Here is a 17,947-nt window from a genome sequence, read left to right as displayed (position 1 = left end):
CGCAATCGCATGGCTGCACTGAAAAAAACCGTGGCATTGCTAAAAAACTCTTTTTATGTTACCTTCAATCCATGAAGCTCATACGAGCTCACGTCGTAGTAAGCGGCCTTGTGCAAGGGGTGTTTTTCAGGGCCAATACCGTAAAGGCCGCCAAGGCCAATCACGTGCACGGCTGGGTAAGGAACCTCCCCGACGGCACGGTCGAGGCGGTATTCGAGGGCCCGGAAGACGCGGTTCAAAAGACCGTCAAATGGTGCGAGGAAGGGCCTCCTTCGGCAAGGGTCGATAAGGTCGACGTCGCCATCGGCGAGTATTCTGGCGACTTCGATTCCTTTGACATAAAATACGGAATATAGACGAATATCATGGCAAAGAACCGCTTCGTAACACTTAAAAAGACAGTAATCGCGCTCATTGCCGCTGCCATTACAAGCGGGTGCGCCGGCAGCAAGACAGCGCAAGCGCCGCTACTCGCGCACTTCGTGCTTGTACCGATAGAGCTAAATGTCGAGGGATTCAATGCGAGCGGCAACGCAGCCAGCTTCGAAAACAAGCGCATCAGGCTCAGCGCAAAGAGCGTCCTGCCAAACGACAGACAACTCGAAAAAAAGGCATTTGCCGCGCTAAACAGTCTTTTTTTCATGTTCGTCGAGTTCGAGATAACAAATAAATCCTCAAAACCCTTCATTTACAAACCAAACTATACGCACCTTAGAACGCAAATAGGCAATTACATAAGACCATCGGACTACACCGCCATATACGATATCCTTTCGAAACTCTACAGCGAAGAATCCCCAACGCCTGCGATGAGCGAGATACGCGGACTCTACTTTGATAGCGACATAACCATACCACCGGGGGCATCGGTAAAACGGCTGCTCGTCTTCGAACGATTATCTAAGGAGGCCCTCGGCATGGAGGCCGGACTAACCATCGACGAACTCTATATCGGCACGGACGCCGTCGATATGGCGCTTCCCTTCAAGGTCAAACTGTACCAGGAAAAATAACGCCTACTTCTTCGCCTTATCCAGCGTCTTGTCTACCGCTTCCTTTGCCTTGCCGGTCGTTCCGGTAACGGCTTCTTTTGCCTTGCCTGCCGTCTCGGTAACCTTTTCCTTTGTCTCGCTTGCGGTCTCGGTCACGGCCTCTTTGGCCTTTTCGGCCTTTTCCCTTACCTCTTTTTCGTAAACCTCGAGCTTTTGCCCGGCCTCCTCGGTCTTCTTGCCGAACTTCTGCATGTACTTTGCGCCGCCAAAATACAGGAAAATAACAAAGGCCGCTATGCCAACTATTATCCCTATGATTATCCTTACCCCTATTCCAAGCTTACCCTGTCCTTTCGAAGCCATCTCTAACCGTCTCCTTTCATCGTCAATGCGATCTTATATACATCGCCTTTTTTAGCCCCTGTCTCATCGGTTGCGGCCTTGACCGCGTCCTTTAGAGAAAGCCCTGCCTTGAAAAATCTTTCAAGAGAGGCCTTTACATCAATCTCCCCTGCCTCCGGAGGCGCCGCTGTCCTCACTATAAGCGTTACCTCGCCCTTTAACTCTCTATCTCTAAGCCCCTTTAAAAGCTCGCCAACGCTTCCGCGTATCACCTCTTCATAGACCTTTGTTAACTCGCGGCATATTACCGCGTCCACGTTGCCAAGCGTTTCGAGCATGTCTTCTAGCGTCTCGACAATCCTTCTGGCGCTCTCGTAGAATATGTAAGTCGTTTCTATGTCTTTTAGCGGCCTTAGCGCGTTCCTGCGCTTTTCACTCGATGCAGGCAAAAAACCCTTGAAGGTAAAGGAATCCGTTGGCAGCCCGGATACGCTAAGCGCAGCGGCAAGGGCCGAAGCTCCGGGTATAGGAGAGACCTTTATGCCGCCCTCTGAGGCAAGGGTTACGAGCCTGAACCCCGGATCCGATATGCCAGGGGTGCCTGCGTCGGTCACAAGGGCTATGCTTTTACCGTCCTTTAATTTTCTAAGAAGCTCTTCGGCCTTTTGTATCTCGTTATGCTCGAAGTAACTCGTAACAGGCGTTTTTATGCCGAAATGGGAAAGAAGTTTTTTCGTGTGCCTTGTGTCCTCGGCAGCTATTAAGTCTACTTCGCCGAGCACGCTAACAGCCCTTGGCGTCATGTCATCCATGTTGCCTATCGGTGTTGCCACCACATATAACACGCCCTCGCCCACTGTGCTACCTCCTCTCAAACGACCATGCCGAGAGCACTATCATCACTGCCGCATACCCGGCAAGGGCCGCTATATCGACGTAAAGCGGCAGCTCTGCCGTAAGGGCAGCGCCGCCGCCTGATGTAAGGAGCACGTGCTTAAAGGCATCCACGCCGTAAGTAAGGGGGTTTATAAATGTCAGGTATTTAAGGGCTGCAGGGAGCGTGCTTAGAGGATACAGCGCGCCGCTTAAAAAGAACATCGGCAGCACGATAAAGTTCATGATGACGTTAAAGCCCTCGAGGGAATTAAGCCTCGCTGCTATGAAAAGCCCAAGGGCTGTTATGGCAAGGGCCACGAGCGCTATGAGAAAGAACATCGCAACCGCTGCCTTTAGCCCAACGGTAATTCCTATGAACGGCGCAATGACCAGGAGCGCCATGCCCTGAAAAAGCGAGAGCCCGGTGCCTGCCATGAGCTTTCCGGCAACGATTGTGAACCTCGAGACAGGGGCTACGAGCATCTCTCGTAAGAAACCGAACTCTCTATCCCACACAACAGATATGGTCGAGAATATGGAGCTAAATAGTATGGTCATGCCGATGACACCCGGCAAAATAAACTGCAAATAGCTTGTGCCATCGTTCGTGTTGACTATCTTGGTTAGCCCGAGACCGACAAGAAATAGCCAGAGTAGCGGCCTCGCAAGGGTTGTAACAAGCCTTCCCTTTTGGCGAAAGAAGCGCTTAAAATCCCGCGCCACTATCACGTACATAGCCCGCGTGCCAAACATCAGTCCGAATGCACCCTTCTTTGCGGCCTTGCGGCAGCCGAATTCTCAGAGTCGCGTATCTCTTTTCCGGTAAGGCTCAAAAACACCTCGTCAAGGGACGGCCTCTTAAGGCTCACAGACGCCACCTTCACAGAAACAGCGCCAAGGAGCTTCGGGATAAAGCTCTCTCCAGCCTCGACCATTACGGCAAGCCCGCTTTCGAGCTTCAGAGGCTTTAACGCGAGCTTACTCTCTATCTCGCGAAGCGCGGTAGCGTCGTCGGAGGTCTTTATGTATATCGTATCGCCCTTAAGCGCGCGCTTTAGGCCCTCTGGCGTATCAAGGGCGATTATACGCCCGCTGTCGATAATGGCAATCCTGTCGCAGACCTCGGCTTCGTCCATATAATGTGTCGTCATGAATATCGTAGAGCCTTCCTTCTTCTTAAGGTCGCGTATGAACTCCCAGACATGGTTCCTTGTCTGCGGATCTAGGCCAAGCGTCGGCTCGTCAAGAAATAACACCTTTGGTCTGTGTAGCAGGCCTCTTGCCAGCTCAAGCCTTCTTTTCATACCGCCGGAAAATGTTTTAACAAGGTCATGTCGTCTCGAAGAAAGCCCGATGACCTCGAAGAGCTCGTCGATTCGCGCCATGCTCATGCGCTTGTCCATATTATAGAGATAGGAATGGAACATCAGGTTTTCTTCGGCAGTGAGCTCGTTATCGAGCGTTACTTCCTGAAATACGAGGCCGATAGAGCTCCTCACCCCGTGCGCCTCTTTAAGGGTATCGAAACCGTTTACCGTTGCCGTACCCGAGGTCTGGGCAAGGAGCGTGCAGAGGATGTTTATGGTCGTGGTCTTTCCGGCTCCGTTTGGGCCTAGAAAGCCGAAGGTCTCGCCCTCTTTAACCGAGAACGAAACTCCGCGCACGGCCTCTGTGCCGTTATATTTTTTTACAAGCCCCTTGGCTTCGATGATAGACATGGCGTAAGATAATATAAAATAAAAAAGGCCCTTTTTCTTAAAAGGGCCTTCCTGAAACCGGCTGTCGAAATACAGTTACTCGCCGACAAACCCTTTGAGTATATAGTATATAACGCCGCCAAGAATACCGCAAGCAGGCAAAGTGAATATCCAGGCATATATTATCTTCATGCCTATGCCCCACTTGACCGCGGAGAGCCTCTTTGTTGCGCCAACCCCCATTATGGAGGACGTTATTGTGTGCGTGGTGCTCACGGGAGCGCCAAGGTGCGCCGCGCCGATAAGCACGATACTCGCCGCTGTCTCTGCGGCAAAGCCGTGCACAGGCTGTATTTTCGAAAGCTTCATTCCCATGGTCTTTATGACCCTCCACCCTCCTGCCATTGTACCAACCCCCATGGTAACGGCGCATGCTATCTTTACCCACAATGGAACATCTATCGTGGCTATATAGCCGCCGCTAAATAGCGCTATGGTGATAACACCCATGACCTTTTGCGCGTCATTGGTGCCGTGGCTTAGCGCCATGAAACTTACGGAAACGAGCTGCAATTTGCCAAACAACCTGTTGACCATGGACGCCGGCGTTCGCTTGAATATGTGCATGATAATCGCCATGATAGCAAAGCCGAGGACAAGCCCCGCTATCGGAGAGATAAGAAGCGCCCAAAAGACCTTCTTTAGTCCGCCCATCTGCACAACATCCCATCCATGCGAAAATAGCGCAGTACCGACGATTGCTCCTATTAATGAATGCGAACCGCTTATAGGCAGGCCGGCTAATGTCATGACCGCAACCCATACAAAAGCGCTAAGCATCGCGGCAAGTACTACGGTCTGCGTTACCATGCCTGGCTCGACGAGCCCGCCGCCGATTGTCTTTGCCACATTTGTCCAGAGAAGCGCACCTATGAAGTTAAGAACGCCGGCAAGGAGCACAGCCTTAAACGGCGACAATACGCGCGTAGAGACAACCGTGGCTATGGCGTTTGCCGAGTCGTTCCAGCCGTTGGCAAAATCAAAGAGTAGCGCGGCCGCTACGACTATTACGATAAGTACGAAAGGATCCATTATCGCATCCCCCCTTACGCGTGCTTGAGGACTATGCCCTCAAGTATGTTGGCCACGTCCTCGAACCTGTCGGCGGCGTTCTCGAAGGTTTCGTATATTTCCTTCCACTTTATGAGCTGTATCGGATCCTTCTCCGTTTCGAAGAGCTCGGCTATGGCATCCCTCGATACCCTGTCTGCTTCGTTCTCGAGGCTGTTAAGCTCTATGCAGCTTCGATTAACGCTCGCGTCAAGCTTCTTTAAATGGGCTACCCCTCTAACGGCCTCATCCGCTGCCCTGACTATTATGTCGGCAAGCTTAAGGACCTGCGGCGTTGGGCTGCCAAGCTTATAGAGCGCGTACTTATCGGCGACCGAGTCGAGAAAGTCCATGACGTCGTCGAGCGCGCATATCAGGGCGTAGATATCCTCTCTGTCTATGGGAGTGATAAAGGTCTTATTTAGCATCAGCACTGTATCGTGAGTGATCTTATCTCCCACGTGCTCGATGTTCTTTACCTTTATCCTGCCCTCTTCCGAGGCCGTGCCCGAGGCTATCATCTCCTGAAGGAGCTTCGAGCCCTTAAGTATATTCTCGGCAGCGTCGCTAAAGCATATAAAAAAGTTTTCGTTTTTCGGTATCAGTCTGTCCAGCATGTTCTACCCTCCTTTGGGTTTCGTGTTATTATCGCCGTATTTGACGGTAACGATAACCCGCGAATGTTACAACCACGTTACGAACGCATTACATTTCTGCTTAGAACACGTACTGCGCCTGCACAAAGGTCTCTTTTGCGTCCGCGCGCTTTACGCCGTCCACGTTCTTATTGTCCACCAGGGTGAGCTGCACCTTGGTGTTGTGGTTATTGAAAAACCAATTGGCGCCGTAGGAGGTTCTCTTCCACTTGGCCTTGTAATTATCCGCGTCCTGCGCCTCTATTCCGGCCACCAATTCGAGCCTGTCCTTTAAGACCATATACCCGCCCTTTATCATACTGTTAGTGAGCGTGGTCTCGCCTCTAAGGAATATGCCGCCGGTATTGGCGAAGTCGGCCACTGTCTTTGCCTTAAACTCGTTATACTCGGCGTCTATGGAAACCCCCTTGAACCTGAACGCGCCGCTTACTTCGAAGGCATCGACCGAATCAACATCGAACTTCGTCGTAGACGTGGATGCAAGAGTAACTGCGCTGGTATAGGTGTTTTTATCTCCGTCGTTATTCCATGAAAAGGCGGCCGCGCTGATTGTTGCCTTAAGAGCGCCGTCAAAATCGCCCTGCGCGAGCTTTAACTCCCCAAACGGATGAAAATCCACCCTGGCGCCGACCATGGAGCCCTCGTTAAAATCAGCCTCCTTAACGACCGGAGAGTCGAAGTCGAGCCTCTTATTGTCCGGGTCAATGGATGCGCTGGCACCCGAGGCCGCAAGCCTTATCTTGCCGCCAAGGAGCTTCGCATCCACATGAAGCCCGAGGTTACGCTCCGGCGTGCCGTAATCATGGTCGCCTGGAAACGTTCTCTCGACAAACTGCTGCCTCTTCGAAGAGGTGTTAACCTCCCTCGAGAACGGAAAGTACGCGTTCCCGAACTTTATATCCAGCCCGTCGAAGCCGGTATAGGACACATAGGCCTCCTTTAGCGTAACTTCGTTATCCCCGGATGCCTTGCCGAAATCAACGACCAGCTTTCCGCCCCAGCCGGCATTCAACTTCGTATCGGCAGAGACCTCGAACCTTCTTACGAAGGCCTCATCGGTTGTCTGCCCTGCAGCGGGATTGACCTCGCGGTACTGAAGCTGCAGGCTTACGCCAAGCGTAAGCTCATTACCGTCCTTGTCCGTAACACTAAACGCTGCCTCCGAGGGCACAGCATAAACAAATACAGCCGCCATGATAGCGGCACAAACGACAAAACGTCTTATCATAAAACTTCCTCCTTTTATCATGGTCTTACTGTTTTTCATTATTATCCCCTATTTCAGGTTTTTTGATTTTACAGGGCCCTTATGCCGCTCTTCCCATGAGAAGCCTGGCAAGCACAGCCGGGCACTCGTCGAAGTCAGGGCCAAGGCATCTTGCGGTCATCCAAAGGGCGTTTCCATCCGTACCCTTGCTTACGCCGCACACCTGACGGCCACCCTCGTTCACAGCCCTGTACGGGCATCCCGAGTCTTCCTCTCTCGTCCTTGCAGTCACTCTTGTCTGCATGCTATTAATTCCTCCTCTCATTTTGTTGGAAGAATTATAGACAGACAGTGTTACGGGAATATTACGGGGACGTTAAGATTATGTGCCGCGCCACTTGGCGTGACACAGCACCTACGATAACATATACAATGCAATATTGCCTTGAGTCTACCTTACGGCAGGAGGCATAAAAGAAAGTATTGGGGAACTTAGGATGTTACTGCCAGGCCTTTTGACGAGCGTGCCTATCCCAAAAAAAACCGAACACTGTCATGACTAAGCATACCACCAGCACCACACCCATGACGGCAAAAAAACTATCGGCTTCATTACCGGTTCCGGCATTACCGCCAACACCGCTAACGGAAAACAATATAAACAACACCGGTTGCAGGATTATCCCTGGCGCAATCATCCTCCAGGGAAACCAGTCGGCCACCTCTTTACGCCTGTTAACGGCTCTGGCCTCCAAAAGTTCCATAGCGGTAAAAAATCCGGCAAACCTGTCCATGTACGCATCACCGTAACTTTTCGTCTTATATCCATCGAGCTTCGAATATCTATCGATATATGCCAGACTCCCGCCGCGAAGGCATAATAAAGCACATGGGAACCTCCGACCTATCTGATAAAGAAAACGGCTCTTATAGATCTTTATGCCAAGAATGTCGGCAAAGGCAATTTTACGCGAACCAATGGATATTCCGGCCTCTGCCACACTAATGTGCTGAGAAAACAGAACTACGTCAAATAAGCCCACGATGCCCCCTACTTTGCTGACTTTAGCGCAAAGCTGAAAGTGGAACCCTTCATCGGAGCGCTCTCGACCCAGACCTTGCCGTTTAAGCTCTGTATGATATGCTTCACTATCGCAAGGCCAAGCCCCGTGCCGCCCATCTCTCTGCTCCTGGCCTTGTCGACCCTGTAGAAACGCTCAAAGATGCGCGGCATGTCGGCCTTTGGTATGCCTATGCCCGTATCTTTCACGTCGACCTGCACCTTGCCGCTTGCGGCAGCAACGCTTAACTCAACAGTTCCTCCCGACGGCGTGTACTTTATCGCGTTATCAAGGAGGTTAACGACCACCTGTTCGACCCTTACCCTGTCTGCAGTTACACGCGGCAGCGGCCTCGATATCTTTGTCGTGAACTTAACGCCCTTGTCCCTTGCCTGCTTATCAAAGCCGTCGGCTATGGAAGAGGCTATCTCGCCAAGGTCTAACACTTCAAGGGAAAGCGGCATCTGCTGCGACTCTATCCTCGAAAGTATCAGAAGGTCTTCTATGAGGCGCGACATGCGCGTTGAGTTCTTGTCTATTATGCGAAGAAACTCTTTCGATGTCTCTTTATCGTCGACACCGGAGTCAAGTAGCGTCTCTGCGCACCCCTTAATGCTTGCAAGCGGCGTCCTAAGCTCGTGAGAGACGTTTGCGACAAAGTCCTTTTTAACTGCCTCGACGAGCTTTTCCTCGGTAATGTCGCGAAGGAACACGATAAGGTTCAAGTCCTTTCTCGCCTTTACCGGAACCTTCACAGGTACCATGCGAAGCTTGAATGAACGCCCTGCCTCGGTTATCTCGGTAAGCCCGGCATCGGTCTTCTTCGCCTTGCCCTTTAGCGCGGCCTCGACGGCAAGGACAAAATCGTTTTCGCCAAGCGCGTCCCTCAGGTTTTTTCCCGTTATGTCTCTTTTTATTGAAAACGATTTTTTGAAGAACGGATTGGCAAAGAGCACCTTGGCGCCCTTATCAAGGGCTATCACACCTGTCTGGAGCTCCGAGGCTATGGCCTCGAGTATCGCCTTCTCTCTCACCTTCTACTCCTCCTCGGTAAAGCGGTACCCAACGCCTCTGATTGTCTCGATGTACTTGCCTGCTGTCTTAAGTTTCTCTCTTAGCCTTCTCACATGCGTGTCCACCGTACGGGGCGTAACGAACGTATCCGTGCCCCATGCCCTGTCAAGCAGCGTATCGCGGCTAAAGACGCGCCCCCTACCGCCTATAAGGGTCTTTAGGAGCTTGAATTCGGTTGAGGTCAACACAGGCTTATGCTTTCCGACCATGACGCTGTGGCGCTCTTCGTCGATTGTGAGTTCCTTAAAGCAAAGCGTCTTTGCACTTTCAGAAGTATCTTCGTCGCCGCCCTGCCCTCTCTTTAGCACGGCCTTTACGCGAAGCACGACCTCTCTTGGGCTAAAAGGCTTTGTTATGTAATCCTCTGCGCCAAGCTCGAAGCCGAGTATTCTATCCACTTCCTCGCCCTTTGCCGTAAGCATGAGTACCGGCATCGCAGCGGTCTGCGCGTTGGCCTTAAGGCGCTTTAACACCTCGGTGCCTTCCATATCAGGAAGCATTATGTCAAGAAGCACGAGGTCGGGCTTTTTCTTAGCGGCAAGCTTCAATGCCTCAGGGCCGTCCGCTGCCTTTATAACTGAAAACCCGGCCTTCTCGAGGTTAAAGGAAAGAAGCCGTAATATGTCGGCCTCGTCGTCAACAACGAGTATGGTCGATTTTGCTTTGGCCTTAGCCATCTTTACGAAGCCTTTCCAGGAGTTCCTTTACGCGCCGACCGATGTCGTCCCTTACTCTCCGCATCACCTCAGACGGCCTTCCAAGCGGGTCGTCTATGTCCCAGTCATGCATCTCGCCCTTAAAGCTCACTGGGCACACCTCCTTAGCGGAGCAGCAGCCAAGCGTCACCACCACATCCGCCCAATCGAGCATGTCGTCCTCGAGCTGGTCTGATGTTTGTTTGGATATGTCGATGCCGATTTCTGTCATCGCGGCTATGGAGGCCTTATTGACCACACCCGCGGCAGAGGTACCCGCACTCCTTATCTCGAAGAAGCCAGCGCCATACGTGCGGGCAAAGCCTTCGGCCATCTGGCTTCTGCAGGTGTTGCCAACGCAAAGGAACAGGATTTTTTTCTTTTTTCCGCTCACAAACGAGCCTCCGTCTTTATCTTACTTACCACACCGGAGAAGACTTGGCAACGGAAAACAGGATTGGGGGATTACTTTACGATATAAACCCTTAGGATATAAAAGAGCACAAGCCCGCCAATTGAGGCAGAGGCCGCCATGTACTCCTTGTTCTTTAGCCACTGCGAGAGGTTCCACGCGCCAAGGACGTTTCTCGGAAACCTTTTCGGGAAGAATAGCCATGTATTTCTCGCGTACGCGGCCCACTCGTCCTTGAACTTATTCGAATTTATCATTTCCTCGTGCCTGATGGTCGGGATATATAAAAGGAGAATGACGGCAAAGAACACGATAAAGTCCTTCAAATCCCCAAAGAGCATGCAAAACCCGAGCGCGATGAAGAAACTGCCCACATAGAGCGGATGCCTGGTGAGCGCGTACGGCCCTGTCATCGCTACCTTTTTACCCTTTATAAGCACCCCGGCTGCCCAGCTTCGCATATATATGCCGAAAAGGACGAAGATAAATGCGGCAAGCCCAAACGGGTCATCTGCGGTGAGGAAGTTCCTCACCGCAAAGCCGTCGTACACGTCCTCGATGATGCATGGTATGAATACGATAAAGGAGAGCCGCACCCTGTTACGGCTTATAAAGTCCCTCACGCGGGAAATAAACGGTTCGGGCATCGCTTACCAGACCCCTGTAGTGAGGTACTCGTGCATGGAGTTCGCGGCCTTTCTCGCGTCCCCCATGGCAAGAATAACGGTAGAGCCGCCTCTAACGATATCGCCTCCGGCAAAGACACCCTTCTTGCTTGTGCGCCCGTTATCCGGATTAACGGTGATGTTACCCCACTTATTGACCTTTATATCCGGCGAGGTCTGCGGAATAAGAGGATTCGCGCCGTTGCCGATTGAAAGAATCGCCACGTCGCACTCCATCTTGAACTCCGAGCCCTTCACAACTACAGGCTTTCTCCTGCCCGAATCATCTGGTTCACCAAGCTCCATCCTCACGCATTCGATGTGCGTCAGGCGGCCTTCCGCGTCCCCGATAAAGCGCGTCGGGTTGGTAAGGAGCTCGAAGTTGAGCCCTTCCTCCTCGCCGTGATGCACTTCCTCTATTCTTGCAGGCATCTCTTCCCTTGACCTTCTATACACGATACTTACCTGCTCAGGGCAGAGCCTTAAGGCCGTCCTTGCAGCGTCCATGGCCGTGTTGCCGCCGCCTATGACAACGACTCTTCTACCCTTGATAATCGGCGTATCGTACTCGGGGAACTGGTACGCCTTCATGAGGTTAACGCGGGTGAGAAACTCATTTGCCGAGTAAACGCCAACAAGGTTCTCTCCGGGGATGTTCATGAAGTACGGAAGCCCGGCTCCAGAGCCTATGAACACCGCGTCGTATCCGTTAGAGAGAAGCTCGTCTATGGTGTCGATTTTTCCGATTACAGAGTTATACTCTATCTCAACGCCCATGCGCTTTACGTAATCGACCTCTGACTCAACTATCTTCTTTGGAAGCCTAAACTCAGGTATGCCGTAAACGAGCACGCCACCTGCCTTATGAAGGGCCTCGAATACCTTTACCCTGTGGCCTTTTTTCACCATGTCGCCTGCAATTGTGAGCCCTGCCGGGCCGCCGCCTACGACAGCAACCTTCTTGCCGCTCCAGTTGGGGATGACCGGGATGCTTACCTCTCCGTGCTCGCGCTCGAAGTCGGCTGCAAAGCGCTCGAGCCTGCCGATAGATACGGGCTCGGCCTTCTTGCCTATGATGCAGACCTTCTCGCACTGGTCTTCCTGCGGGCATACGCGCCCGCAAACAGCAGGAAGCGCGTTTGTCTCTTTAAGTTTCCTCGCTGCCTCCACGAACTTGCCTTCCGCTATGAGCCCTATGAACCACGGGATATCGATGTTAACGGGGCAACCGTCCACGCAAAGCGGCTTCTTGCACTGTATGCACCTCTTTGCCTCTTCGATTGCCTGTTCCTTCGTATACCCGAGCGGAACCTCGTAGAAGTTCCTGGTCCTCTCGTGCGGGTCCTGCTCCCCCATGGGCTGCCTGGGGATTTTCATTCTCTCTCTAATCTCTTTCGGGTCCATACGCCTTAATTGGAACCTCCTTTTTCATAGCATCTTTCGCCCTCGTGGTACGTGTAACCCTCGACGGCCGTTCTTTCTTCCTTAAGGTAGCTCCTGTTACGTCCTATAAGCTCTGCAAAGTCCACCTGATGGGCGTCGAACTCAGGGCCATCCACGCACACGAACTGGTTCTTACCGCCAATAGTAACCCTGCATGCGCCGCACATTCCCGTGCCATCTACCATGATTGGATTGAGGCTGACCATCGTGTGTATGCCATGCGGCCTCGTGACCTCGGCAACGGCCCTCATCATGGGCACCGGCCCTACTGCCAGCACTATGCCTATCTTAAGCCCTTCCTTTATGAGCCCCTGGAGCACGTTAGTGACAAAGCCGTGATGTCCGTAGCTGCCATCGTCTGTGGTAACGTGGAGCGTGTGGCTTACCGACTTCATCTCTTCCTCGAGTATAAGGAGGTTCTTTGTCCTTGCGCCTATTATGGAGATTACGTTACATCCCGCGTCCTTAAGCGCGCGCCCGATGGGGAAGGTGACGGCATTGCCGATTCCTCCGCCAACACAAACCGCAGTTCCGTAATTCTCTATATGTGTGGGCATGCCAAGCGGCCCCACGACATCGAGTATCTTATCGCCCTTTTCCATGCCGCAAAGGATGGTCGTGGATTTGCCGACCTCCTGCACGACTATGGTAATGCTTCCCACCTTGACGTCGGAATCCGCTATCGTGAGCGGTATCCTTTCGCCGTGCTCGTTTAGCCTCAATATGACAAACTGCCCGGCCTTTCTCTTTTCCGCAATTTTTGGCGCGAGTAGCCTGAATAGATAGACCCTGTGCGCAAGTTCCTTTTTTTCAAGTATCTCAAACATAGCGCGAGCTTGCTGCTCCTTTCCATTGTTTTTTTATTTAACTCACAAACGGCAAAACACAGCGCCGTCAAAAGACAAAGCGCTATGCCGTAATCCTCTGCCTTTTTCTTTCGTCTATAAGGGCCTTTACAGCCGCCTCGATTGCCTCTGTATCGAGCCCTGCCTCTTTTCTAAGCTCTTCCTGCGTGCCGTGCTCTATAAAGACGTCGGCAGCGCCAAGCCTCTTGACGCGTATCTTGACATTCTCATCTGACAATAATTCAAGAACCGCGCTCCCAAACCCCCCGGCAAGGGCATTCTCCTCAACTGTCACGAGGAGCCCTGTGGATGCAACACTTCTTATGATGGTCTCCTTATCAAGTGGCTTTGCGAACCGCGCGTTTATGACCTCGGCCTTTATGCCAATGGTCGCGAGCCTCTCGGCAGCCTCGAGCGCCGGAGTAACCATCGTGCCAAGCGCGGCTATGGTGATATCGGAGCCCTCTCTCACAACCTCGGCGCTCCCTGGCACTATCTCGACAAACGGCCCGACAAGGCTTTTCCCCTTACACGCCCCTCTCGGATACCTTATGGCAACCGGAGACTTATAGCGCGTTGCGCTCCAGAGCATGTTCCTCAGTTCCGCCTCGTCCTTCGGAGCTGCCACTATCATATTGGGGATGTGCCTTAGATACGATACATCGAAAAGCCCGTGGTGCGTTGGGCCGTCGGCGCCTACGATTCCCGCCCTGTCCATGGCTATGATAACGGGAATATTTTCTATGCATATATCGTGCACGACCTGGTCGTATGCGCGCTGAAGAAATGTCGAATATATCGCGGCAACGGGCCTGTAGCCTTCCTTCGCAAGCCCTGCCGCAAAGGTAAGCGCGTGCTGCTCTGCAATGCCGACATCTATGAAACGCTCAGGGAACCTTTCTGCGAATTTGGAAAGCCCAGTGCCCTCGGGCATTGCCGCGGTTATGGCAACGACCCTCGGATCTCTCTCCGCTATTTCGGTAAGCGCTGCGCTGAATGCGTCGGTATAGGTAAGCGCAAAGGACGGCTTTGTTGAGCCTGTTGCAACATCGAATGCGCCTATGCCGTGGAACTTAAGCGGGTCTTTCTCAGCCGGCCCGTAGCCCTTGCCCTTTGTAGTCATGACATGCATGAGAATCGGACCGTTTACTTCCTTTAGATCATTGAAGGCCTCGATAAGCGCGGCCGTGTCGTGGCCGTCCAGTGGGCCTACGTAATGAAAGCCAAGGCCCTCGAAGAGCATGCCGGGGGTAAAAAACGTTATAAGCGATTCCTCGGCCTTTTTGGCGACACTTAGAAGCTTATCTCCTATGGCAGGGATGCTCTTTGCGATTCTCTCTATTTCCTTCTTCGCGTTGGTAGCGAAGCGTCCGGTGATTTTTCTGCTAAGGAAGGTCGAGAGAGCGCCGACGTTTTTCGATATGCTCATCTCGTTGTCGTTTAGTACGACTATCATGTTCTTCTTTAAGTGCCCTGCCTGGTTTAGCCCCTCGAATGCCACACCTGCGGTAAGCGAGCCGTCGCCGATTATGGATATAACGGCATAGTCCCCTCCGGCAAGGTCTCTGGCAGTTGCCATGCCAAGCCCCGAGGATATGGACGTGGAGGAATGTCCTGTTATGACGGTATCATAAGGGCTCTCGGAGGGCTTCGAGAAACCGCATATGCCGCCCTTTTTACGAAGTGTTGAGAAATTGTCCTTCCTGCCCGTTATTATCTTGTGCGCGTAGCTCTGGTGCCCGACGTCCCAGATGATCTTATCTTTCGGCGCGTTAAAGACGTAATGCATGGCAAGTGTCAGCTCGACCGCGCCAAGGCTCGATGCAAGGTGCCCGCCCGTCTTTGACACGCCGCCGACCATAAAAGCGCGTATCTCGGATGCGAGCGCGTTTAGCTCCTCTACCGAGAGGCCTTTTATATCTGCCGGAGAATTTACTTTTTCAAGCAAGCTGCCCATCTGCGCGGAATCTACTTTCTTCTCTCTATCGAGTACTTCGCAAGAAGCCTAAGCGGCTCTGCCCTCTCATCGAAACCCTCAATATGACCAAGGGCCTTTTCAACAAGCTCCGCTGCCATGGCCTTTGCCTGCTTAAGACCTACAAGGGCCGGGTACGTTGCCTTCTTTCTTGCCTCATCGGAGCCAACCGGCTTACCAAGCTCTTCTGCAGTGCTCTCTACGTTCAATATGTCGTCTGCCACCTGAAAGGCAAGCCCCACTGCGTCGCCGTACCTCGTGAACTTATCGAGGATTGGCCCCTCAGCGCCTCCTATGAGAGCGCCGCACCTGACAGAGGCGGCTATCAACGCCCCGGTCTTACTGATGTGTATCTGCTCAAGGAGCGGAAACGTCACCTCTTTACCCTCGCTCTCTATATCGAGCACCTGGCCGCCTATCATGCCCATGTACCCGGAGGCCCTTGCAAGCGTTCTCGTCACTTCAAGAAGCCTTGCCTTGTCTACACCACCGGTAGCGGCGATAAGCTCGAAGGCAAGCGTTAAAAGGCCGTCTCCGGCAAGTATTGCGGTTGCCTCGTCGAACTTCTTATGGCACGTCGGCATACCGCGCCTTAAATCGTCGTTATCCATGGCCGGCAAATCGTCGTGGATTAGCGAGTACGTGTGTATGCACTCGAATGCGCATGCCGTTGTCATGGCATGCTCGGCGTTGCCGCCAACAGCTTCGCACCCGGCAAGCACGAGTACTGGGCGAAGCCTTTTACCCCCGGCAAACATGCTATAGCGCATTGCCGCATTAAGGTTCTTCGGAAAATCCGAAGACCTTGGCAGCAACCTCTCTAGCGCAGCATTGACGCCGGAAGCCTTATCGCCTAAATATTTTTTTATATCCACGATAAAACAAAAACGGCCCCTGAAACGCAGCCTTACGGAGCCTCGAATGCATTATAATATCAAAATGTTACATCCAATACAAGGATAAGCTTACGCCCCTGGCCGGGCATAAAAAAACGGCCCCATTACTGGAACCGACACACAGCCCAAGGCCGCCGCACTACCAATGCCATGGCCATTCACAGAAAAAACCGGCCCCCTTGTCTTTACTGCCTGACAGCGGAGGGCCGGTTTTATTTTGTTGTATAAAACCTTTTTATTAAGCTTTTACAACATTAGCGGCCTGAGGCCCCTTGGCGCCCTGCACGACCTCGAACTCGACGCGCTCGCCTTCCTTCAGGGTCTTGAAGCCATCGCCCTGGATGGCCGTGTAATGAACGAATACGTCCTCACCTGACTCCTGCTGGATGAAACCAAAACCCTTTGTCTCGTTGAACCACTTCACTGTTCCCTTTGCCATTTACTACCTCCTTATTATTCTGCGGGGATTGCGCCTTAAGCAAAAAAATAGGCCGCGAACCGGTAAACTTTCAGTTCACGGCCTTGCCAAAGAGCAAATGTATTGCGAAAGACGTCCCCATAGTTACAATCGGCGTCATAATATCAGGTTAGCCGTTCCGTGTCAAGCATTTTTGTTGGCAAAGAAACTATACGTTGAATCTCACCTGGCAACGTCCGAAACCCTGGATGGCTCGAGGCCTTCTTCCCTTATGACATGCGCCATTTCCTTAATAACCTCGAGGGTTTCCTTGTGCGGGTGCCCTATCACGATAACGCTGCCGTGTTTTTTGGCTATCTTTATGGCCTTCAAGAACTGGCCCTTGATATACTCCTTATCGAGCGAGTTATCGAGGAATACGCTTCTTTCCGCGGCCTTGATGGAAAGTTCCCTTGAAACGGCCATGCCCTTTGACTCAGACGATGTAAGGCTGTCGAGAAAGAACAGCCCCTTGTCTCTCACCTCTGTCAGCGCCGCCGTCATCTTCGGGCCGTCTTCCGTGAACTTGGAGCCCATGTGGTTATTTAAGCCGCTTACATGCGGCACGGCCTCTATGGACCTTTTGACCATGGCCCTGACTTCCTTATCGGTCATCGTGGTTAGAACGGCGTTAGAGCCCGGGCTATGCGCAGCCGCATCCTTTGGCTCCATTGGCATGTGCAGTATGACCTCGAGCCCTTTTTCGTTTGCGAGCCTTGCCACCTCTGCCGAATATTTCTCAAATGGCATTACGGCAACTGTTACCGGAATGCCAAAGGAGATGATCTCCTTTATCTCGGAGAGCTTTGTGCCCATGTCGTCTATTACTATAACGAACATTGGAAGAGAGGGAGGAGCAATGACTACCGGCGAAGGCGCCGGCGGCATCGGCACTGGGCGCGGCGTAACGATAGGCTCCGGGTACTCCATGCCGCCGCCCTTTGCCTTCCAGTAGAAGACCGCTGCGGCAAGAACAACCGCCACAAAGACAAGCGCGAGGGTTTTTAGGGCCCTCGCGCTTTTTTTAGATATCAACCGCCCCATATGCCGTTACGAAAAAGACCTCAGGAAGCCTTCTTTTCGCTCATGGATTTGAATATATACCAGCTTTTCAGGTACTCAAGGGCGCGCTTTAGCATGACGTCCTCGTCTTCCTTTGCCCCGTCCTTCTTCTTTGGAGGCGCCTTTATGTGCTCCTCAACACCGCCCTTGACGCTCTCCGACTTTTTATCGCCTTCGGCAGCAAGATGCTTTGCAAGGTCGCGCTCTTTCACGTAGTATTCCTCGTATCCGTCGCTAACGACGATATCGGGGGTAATGCCCTTTGCCTGTATGGACACGCCCGAAGGGGTGTAATATTTCGCTGTCGTGACCTTTATGGCCGAGGAATCGGAGAGCGTGAATATCGACTGCACCGAGCCCTTGCCAAATGTCTGCGTGCCGAGTATTACGGCGCGCTTATTGTCCTGAAGCGCACCGGCGACTATCTCCGAGGCCGAGGCGCTTCCTCCGTTGACTATGACGACTATGGGATAATCGGGCTG

Annotated in this window: 21 protein-coding genes and 1 pseudogene; 2 read left to right on the top strand and 20 right to left on the bottom strand. The window is 52.5% G+C overall.

Annotation, left to right across the window (positions count from 1 at the left end):
• Positions 1 to 71: 71 nt before the first annotated feature.
• Both OEV59_09010 and OEV59_09005 read left to right on the top strand, forming a co-directional pair.
• Entirely contained in the window at positions 72 to 356 is a 285-nt protein-coding gene (locus OEV59_09010; protein ID MDH4227866.1) for an acylphosphatase, read from the top strand.
• A gap of 9 nt (positions 357 to 365) precedes the next feature.
• Positions 366 to 1,013: a hypothetical protein gene (locus OEV59_09005; GenBank protein MDH4227865.1), complete on the top strand. Its 648-nt coding sequence runs from the start codon at positions 366 to 368 to the stop codon at positions 1,011 to 1,013.
• 3 nt (positions 1,014 to 1,016) lie between these two features.
• On the opposite strand, the gene OEV59_09000 is transcribed toward OEV59_09005, so the two are convergent.
• From OEV59_09000 to OEV59_08905, 20 genes and pseudogenes are all read right to left on the bottom strand, one after another.
• Entirely contained in the window at positions 1,017 to 1,355 is a 339-nt protein-coding gene (locus tag OEV59_09000) for a hypothetical protein (protein ID MDH4227864.1), read from the bottom strand.
• Between the two features lie 2 nt (positions 1,356 to 1,357).
• Entirely contained in the window at positions 1,358 to 2,191 is an 834-nt protein-coding gene (gene rsmI, locus OEV59_08995) for a 16S rRNA (cytidine(1402)-2'-O)-methyltransferase (GenBank protein MDH4227863.1), read from the bottom strand.
• Between the two features lie 4 nt (positions 2,192 to 2,195).
• Entirely contained in the window at positions 2,196 to 2,963 is a 768-nt protein-coding gene (locus tag OEV59_08990) for an ABC transporter permease (GenBank protein MDH4227862.1), read from the bottom strand.
• A complete protein-coding gene (locus tag OEV59_08985) occupies positions 2,963 to 3,928 on the bottom strand; it encodes an ATP-binding cassette domain-containing protein (protein MDH4227861.1) in 966 nt (321 codons plus the stop codon). Before OEV59_08985 ends, OEV59_08990 begins: the two co-directional genes overlap by 1 nt.
• Positions 3,929 to 4,003: 75 nt before the next feature.
• Positions 4,004 to 5,002 (bottom strand): inorganic phosphate transporter, encoded by a 999-nt coding sequence (locus OEV59_08980; GenBank protein MDH4227860.1) that lies wholly within the window; start codon positions 5,000 to 5,002, stop codon positions 4,004 to 4,006.
• Between the two features lie 11 nt (positions 5,003 to 5,013).
• A complete protein-coding gene (locus tag OEV59_08975) occupies positions 5,014 to 5,634 on the bottom strand; it encodes a DUF47 family protein (protein ID MDH4227859.1) in 621 nt (206 codons plus the stop codon).
• Between the two features lie 100 nt (positions 5,635 to 5,734).
• On the bottom strand, positions 5,735 to 6,901 hold the full coding sequence (locus OEV59_08970; protein MDH4227858.1) for an OprO/OprP family phosphate-selective porin: 1,167 nt from the start codon (positions 6,899 to 6,901) through the stop codon (positions 5,735 to 5,737).
• A 79-nt stretch (positions 6,902 to 6,980) separates the two neighbouring features.
• On the bottom strand, positions 6,981 to 7,184 hold the full coding sequence (locus OEV59_08965; GenBank protein ID MDH4227857.1) for a hypothetical protein: 204 nt from the start codon (positions 7,182 to 7,184) through the stop codon (positions 6,981 to 6,983).
• A 196-nt stretch (positions 7,185 to 7,380) separates the two neighbouring features.
• Positions 7,381 to 7,923 (bottom strand): hypothetical protein, encoded by a 543-nt coding sequence (locus OEV59_08960; GenBank protein MDH4227856.1) that lies wholly within the window; start codon positions 7,921 to 7,923, stop codon positions 7,381 to 7,383.
• An 8-nt stretch (positions 7,924 to 7,931) separates the two neighbouring features.
• A complete protein-coding gene (locus OEV59_08955) occupies positions 7,932 to 8,975 on the bottom strand; it encodes an ATP-binding protein (protein ID MDH4227855.1) in 1,044 nt (347 codons plus the stop codon).
• A 3-nt stretch (positions 8,976 to 8,978) separates the two neighbouring features.
• Complete coding sequence (locus OEV59_08950; GenBank protein ID MDH4227854.1) at positions 8,979 to 9,692, bottom strand: response regulator transcription factor; 714 nt, start codon at positions 9,690 to 9,692, stop codon at positions 8,979 to 8,981.
• Positions 9,685 to 10,104 (bottom strand): arsenate reductase ArsC, encoded by a 420-nt coding sequence (locus tag OEV59_08945; protein MDH4227853.1) that lies wholly within the window; start codon positions 10,102 to 10,104, stop codon positions 9,685 to 9,687. The genes OEV59_08950 and OEV59_08945 overlap by 8 nt, the downstream gene beginning before the upstream one ends.
• Before the next feature lie 71 nt (positions 10,105 to 10,175).
• Positions 10,176 to 10,769, bottom strand: coding sequence for an isoprenylcysteine carboxylmethyltransferase family protein (locus tag OEV59_08940; GenBank protein MDH4227852.1), 594 nt, complete (start codon positions 10,767 to 10,769; stop codon positions 10,176 to 10,178).
• Between the two features lie 3 nt (positions 10,770 to 10,772).
• Positions 10,773 to 12,164, bottom strand: coding sequence for an NADPH-dependent glutamate synthase (gene gltA, locus OEV59_08935; protein ID MDH4227851.1), 1,392 nt, complete (start codon positions 12,162 to 12,164; stop codon positions 10,773 to 10,775).
• Between the two features lie 32 nt (positions 12,165 to 12,196).
• Positions 12,197 to 13,057, bottom strand: coding sequence for a sulfide/dihydroorotate dehydrogenase-like FAD/NAD-binding protein (locus tag OEV59_08930; GenBank protein MDH4227850.1), 861 nt, complete (start codon positions 13,055 to 13,057; stop codon positions 12,197 to 12,199).
• 82 nt (positions 13,058 to 13,139) lie between these two features.
• Positions 13,140 to 15,032 carry a 1-deoxy-D-xylulose-5-phosphate synthase gene (gene dxs, locus OEV59_08925; GenBank protein ID MDH4227849.1) on the bottom strand — a complete coding sequence of 631 codons (1,893 nt, stop codon included), beginning with the start codon at positions 15,030 to 15,032 and terminating at the stop codon, positions 13,140 to 13,142.
• An 11-nt stretch (positions 15,033 to 15,043) separates the two neighbouring features.
• On the bottom strand, positions 15,044 to 15,925 hold the full coding sequence (locus tag OEV59_08920; GenBank protein MDH4227848.1) for a polyprenyl synthetase family protein: 882 nt from the start codon (positions 15,923 to 15,925) through the stop codon (positions 15,044 to 15,046).
• A 259-nt stretch (positions 15,926 to 16,184) separates the two neighbouring features.
• Positions 16,185 to 16,385, bottom strand: coding sequence for a cold-shock protein (locus OEV59_08915; protein MDH4227847.1), 201 nt, complete (start codon positions 16,383 to 16,385; stop codon positions 16,185 to 16,187).
• Positions 16,386 to 16,586: 201 nt separating this feature from the next.
• Entirely contained in the window at positions 16,587 to 17,447 is an 861-nt protein-coding gene (locus tag OEV59_08910; protein ID MDH4227846.1) for a divergent polysaccharide deacetylase family protein, read from the bottom strand.
• A gap of 191 nt (positions 17,448 to 17,638) precedes the next feature.
• Positions 17,639 to 17,947 (bottom strand): annotated as a pseudogene (locus OEV59_08905) (S41 family peptidase).

The organism is Deltaproteobacteria bacterium, from assembly GCA_029858205.1.
Classification (GTDB): domain Bacteria; phylum Desulfobacterota; class GWC2-55-46; order GWC2-55-46; family DRQE01; genus JAOUFM01.
The sequence above is the reverse complement of the archived record's forward strand: the minus strand, read 5'-3'. Positions and strand labels throughout refer to the sequence as shown.

Excerpts from the sequence above, each read along its gene's own strand:
- OEV59_09010 (MDH4227866.1), top strand. The coding sequence starts at position 72 with ATGAAGCTCATACGAGCTCACGTCGTAGTAAGCGGCCTTGTGCAAGGG.
- OEV59_09005 (MDH4227865.1), top strand. The coding sequence starts at position 366 with ATGGCAAAGAACCGCTTCGTAACACTTAAAAAGACAGTAATCGCGCTC.
- OEV59_09000 (MDH4227864.1), bottom strand. The coding sequence starts at position 1,355 with ATGGCTTCGAAAGGACAGGGTAAGCTTGGAATAGGGGTAAGGATAATC.
- OEV59_08990 (MDH4227862.1), bottom strand. The coding sequence starts at position 2,963 with ATGTTTGGCACGCGGGCTATGTACGTGATAGTGGCGCGGGATTTTAAG.
- OEV59_08985 (MDH4227861.1), bottom strand. The coding sequence starts at position 3,928 with ATGTCTATCATCGAAGCCAAGGGGCTTGTAAAAAAATATAACGGCACA.
- OEV59_08975 (MDH4227859.1), bottom strand. The coding sequence starts at position 5,634 with ATGCTGGACAGACTGATACCGAAAAACGAAAACTTTTTTATATGCTTT.
- OEV59_08970 (MDH4227858.1), bottom strand. The coding sequence starts at position 6,901 with ATGATAAGACGTTTTGTCGTTTGTGCCGCTATCATGGCGGCTGTATTT.
- OEV59_08965 (MDH4227857.1), bottom strand. The coding sequence starts at position 7,184 with ATGCAGACAAGAGTGACTGCAAGGACGAGAGAGGAAGACTCGGGATGC.
- OEV59_08950 (MDH4227854.1), bottom strand. The coding sequence starts at position 9,692 with ATGGCTAAGGCCAAAGCAAAATCGACCATACTCGTTGTTGACGACGAG.
- OEV59_08940 (MDH4227852.1), bottom strand. The coding sequence starts at position 10,769 with ATGCCCGAACCGTTTATTTCCCGCGTGAGGGACTTTATAAGCCGTAAC.
- gltA (MDH4227851.1), bottom strand. The coding sequence starts at position 12,164 with ATGAAAATCCCCAGGCAGCCCATGGGGGAGCAGGACCCGCACGAGAGG.
- OEV59_08930 (MDH4227850.1), bottom strand. The coding sequence starts at position 13,057 with ATGTTTGAGATACTTGAAAAAAAGGAACTTGCGCACAGGGTCTATCTA.
- dxs (MDH4227849.1), bottom strand. The coding sequence starts at position 15,032 with ATGGGCAGCTTGCTTGAAAAAGTAAATTCTCCGGCAGATATAAAAGGC.
- OEV59_08915 (MDH4227847.1), bottom strand. The coding sequence starts at position 16,385 with ATGGCAAAGGGAACAGTGAAGTGGTTCAACGAGACAAAGGGTTTTGGT.
- OEV59_08910 (MDH4227846.1), bottom strand. The coding sequence starts at position 17,447 with ATGGGGCGGTTGATATCTAAAAAAAGCGCGAGGGCCCTAAAAACCCTC.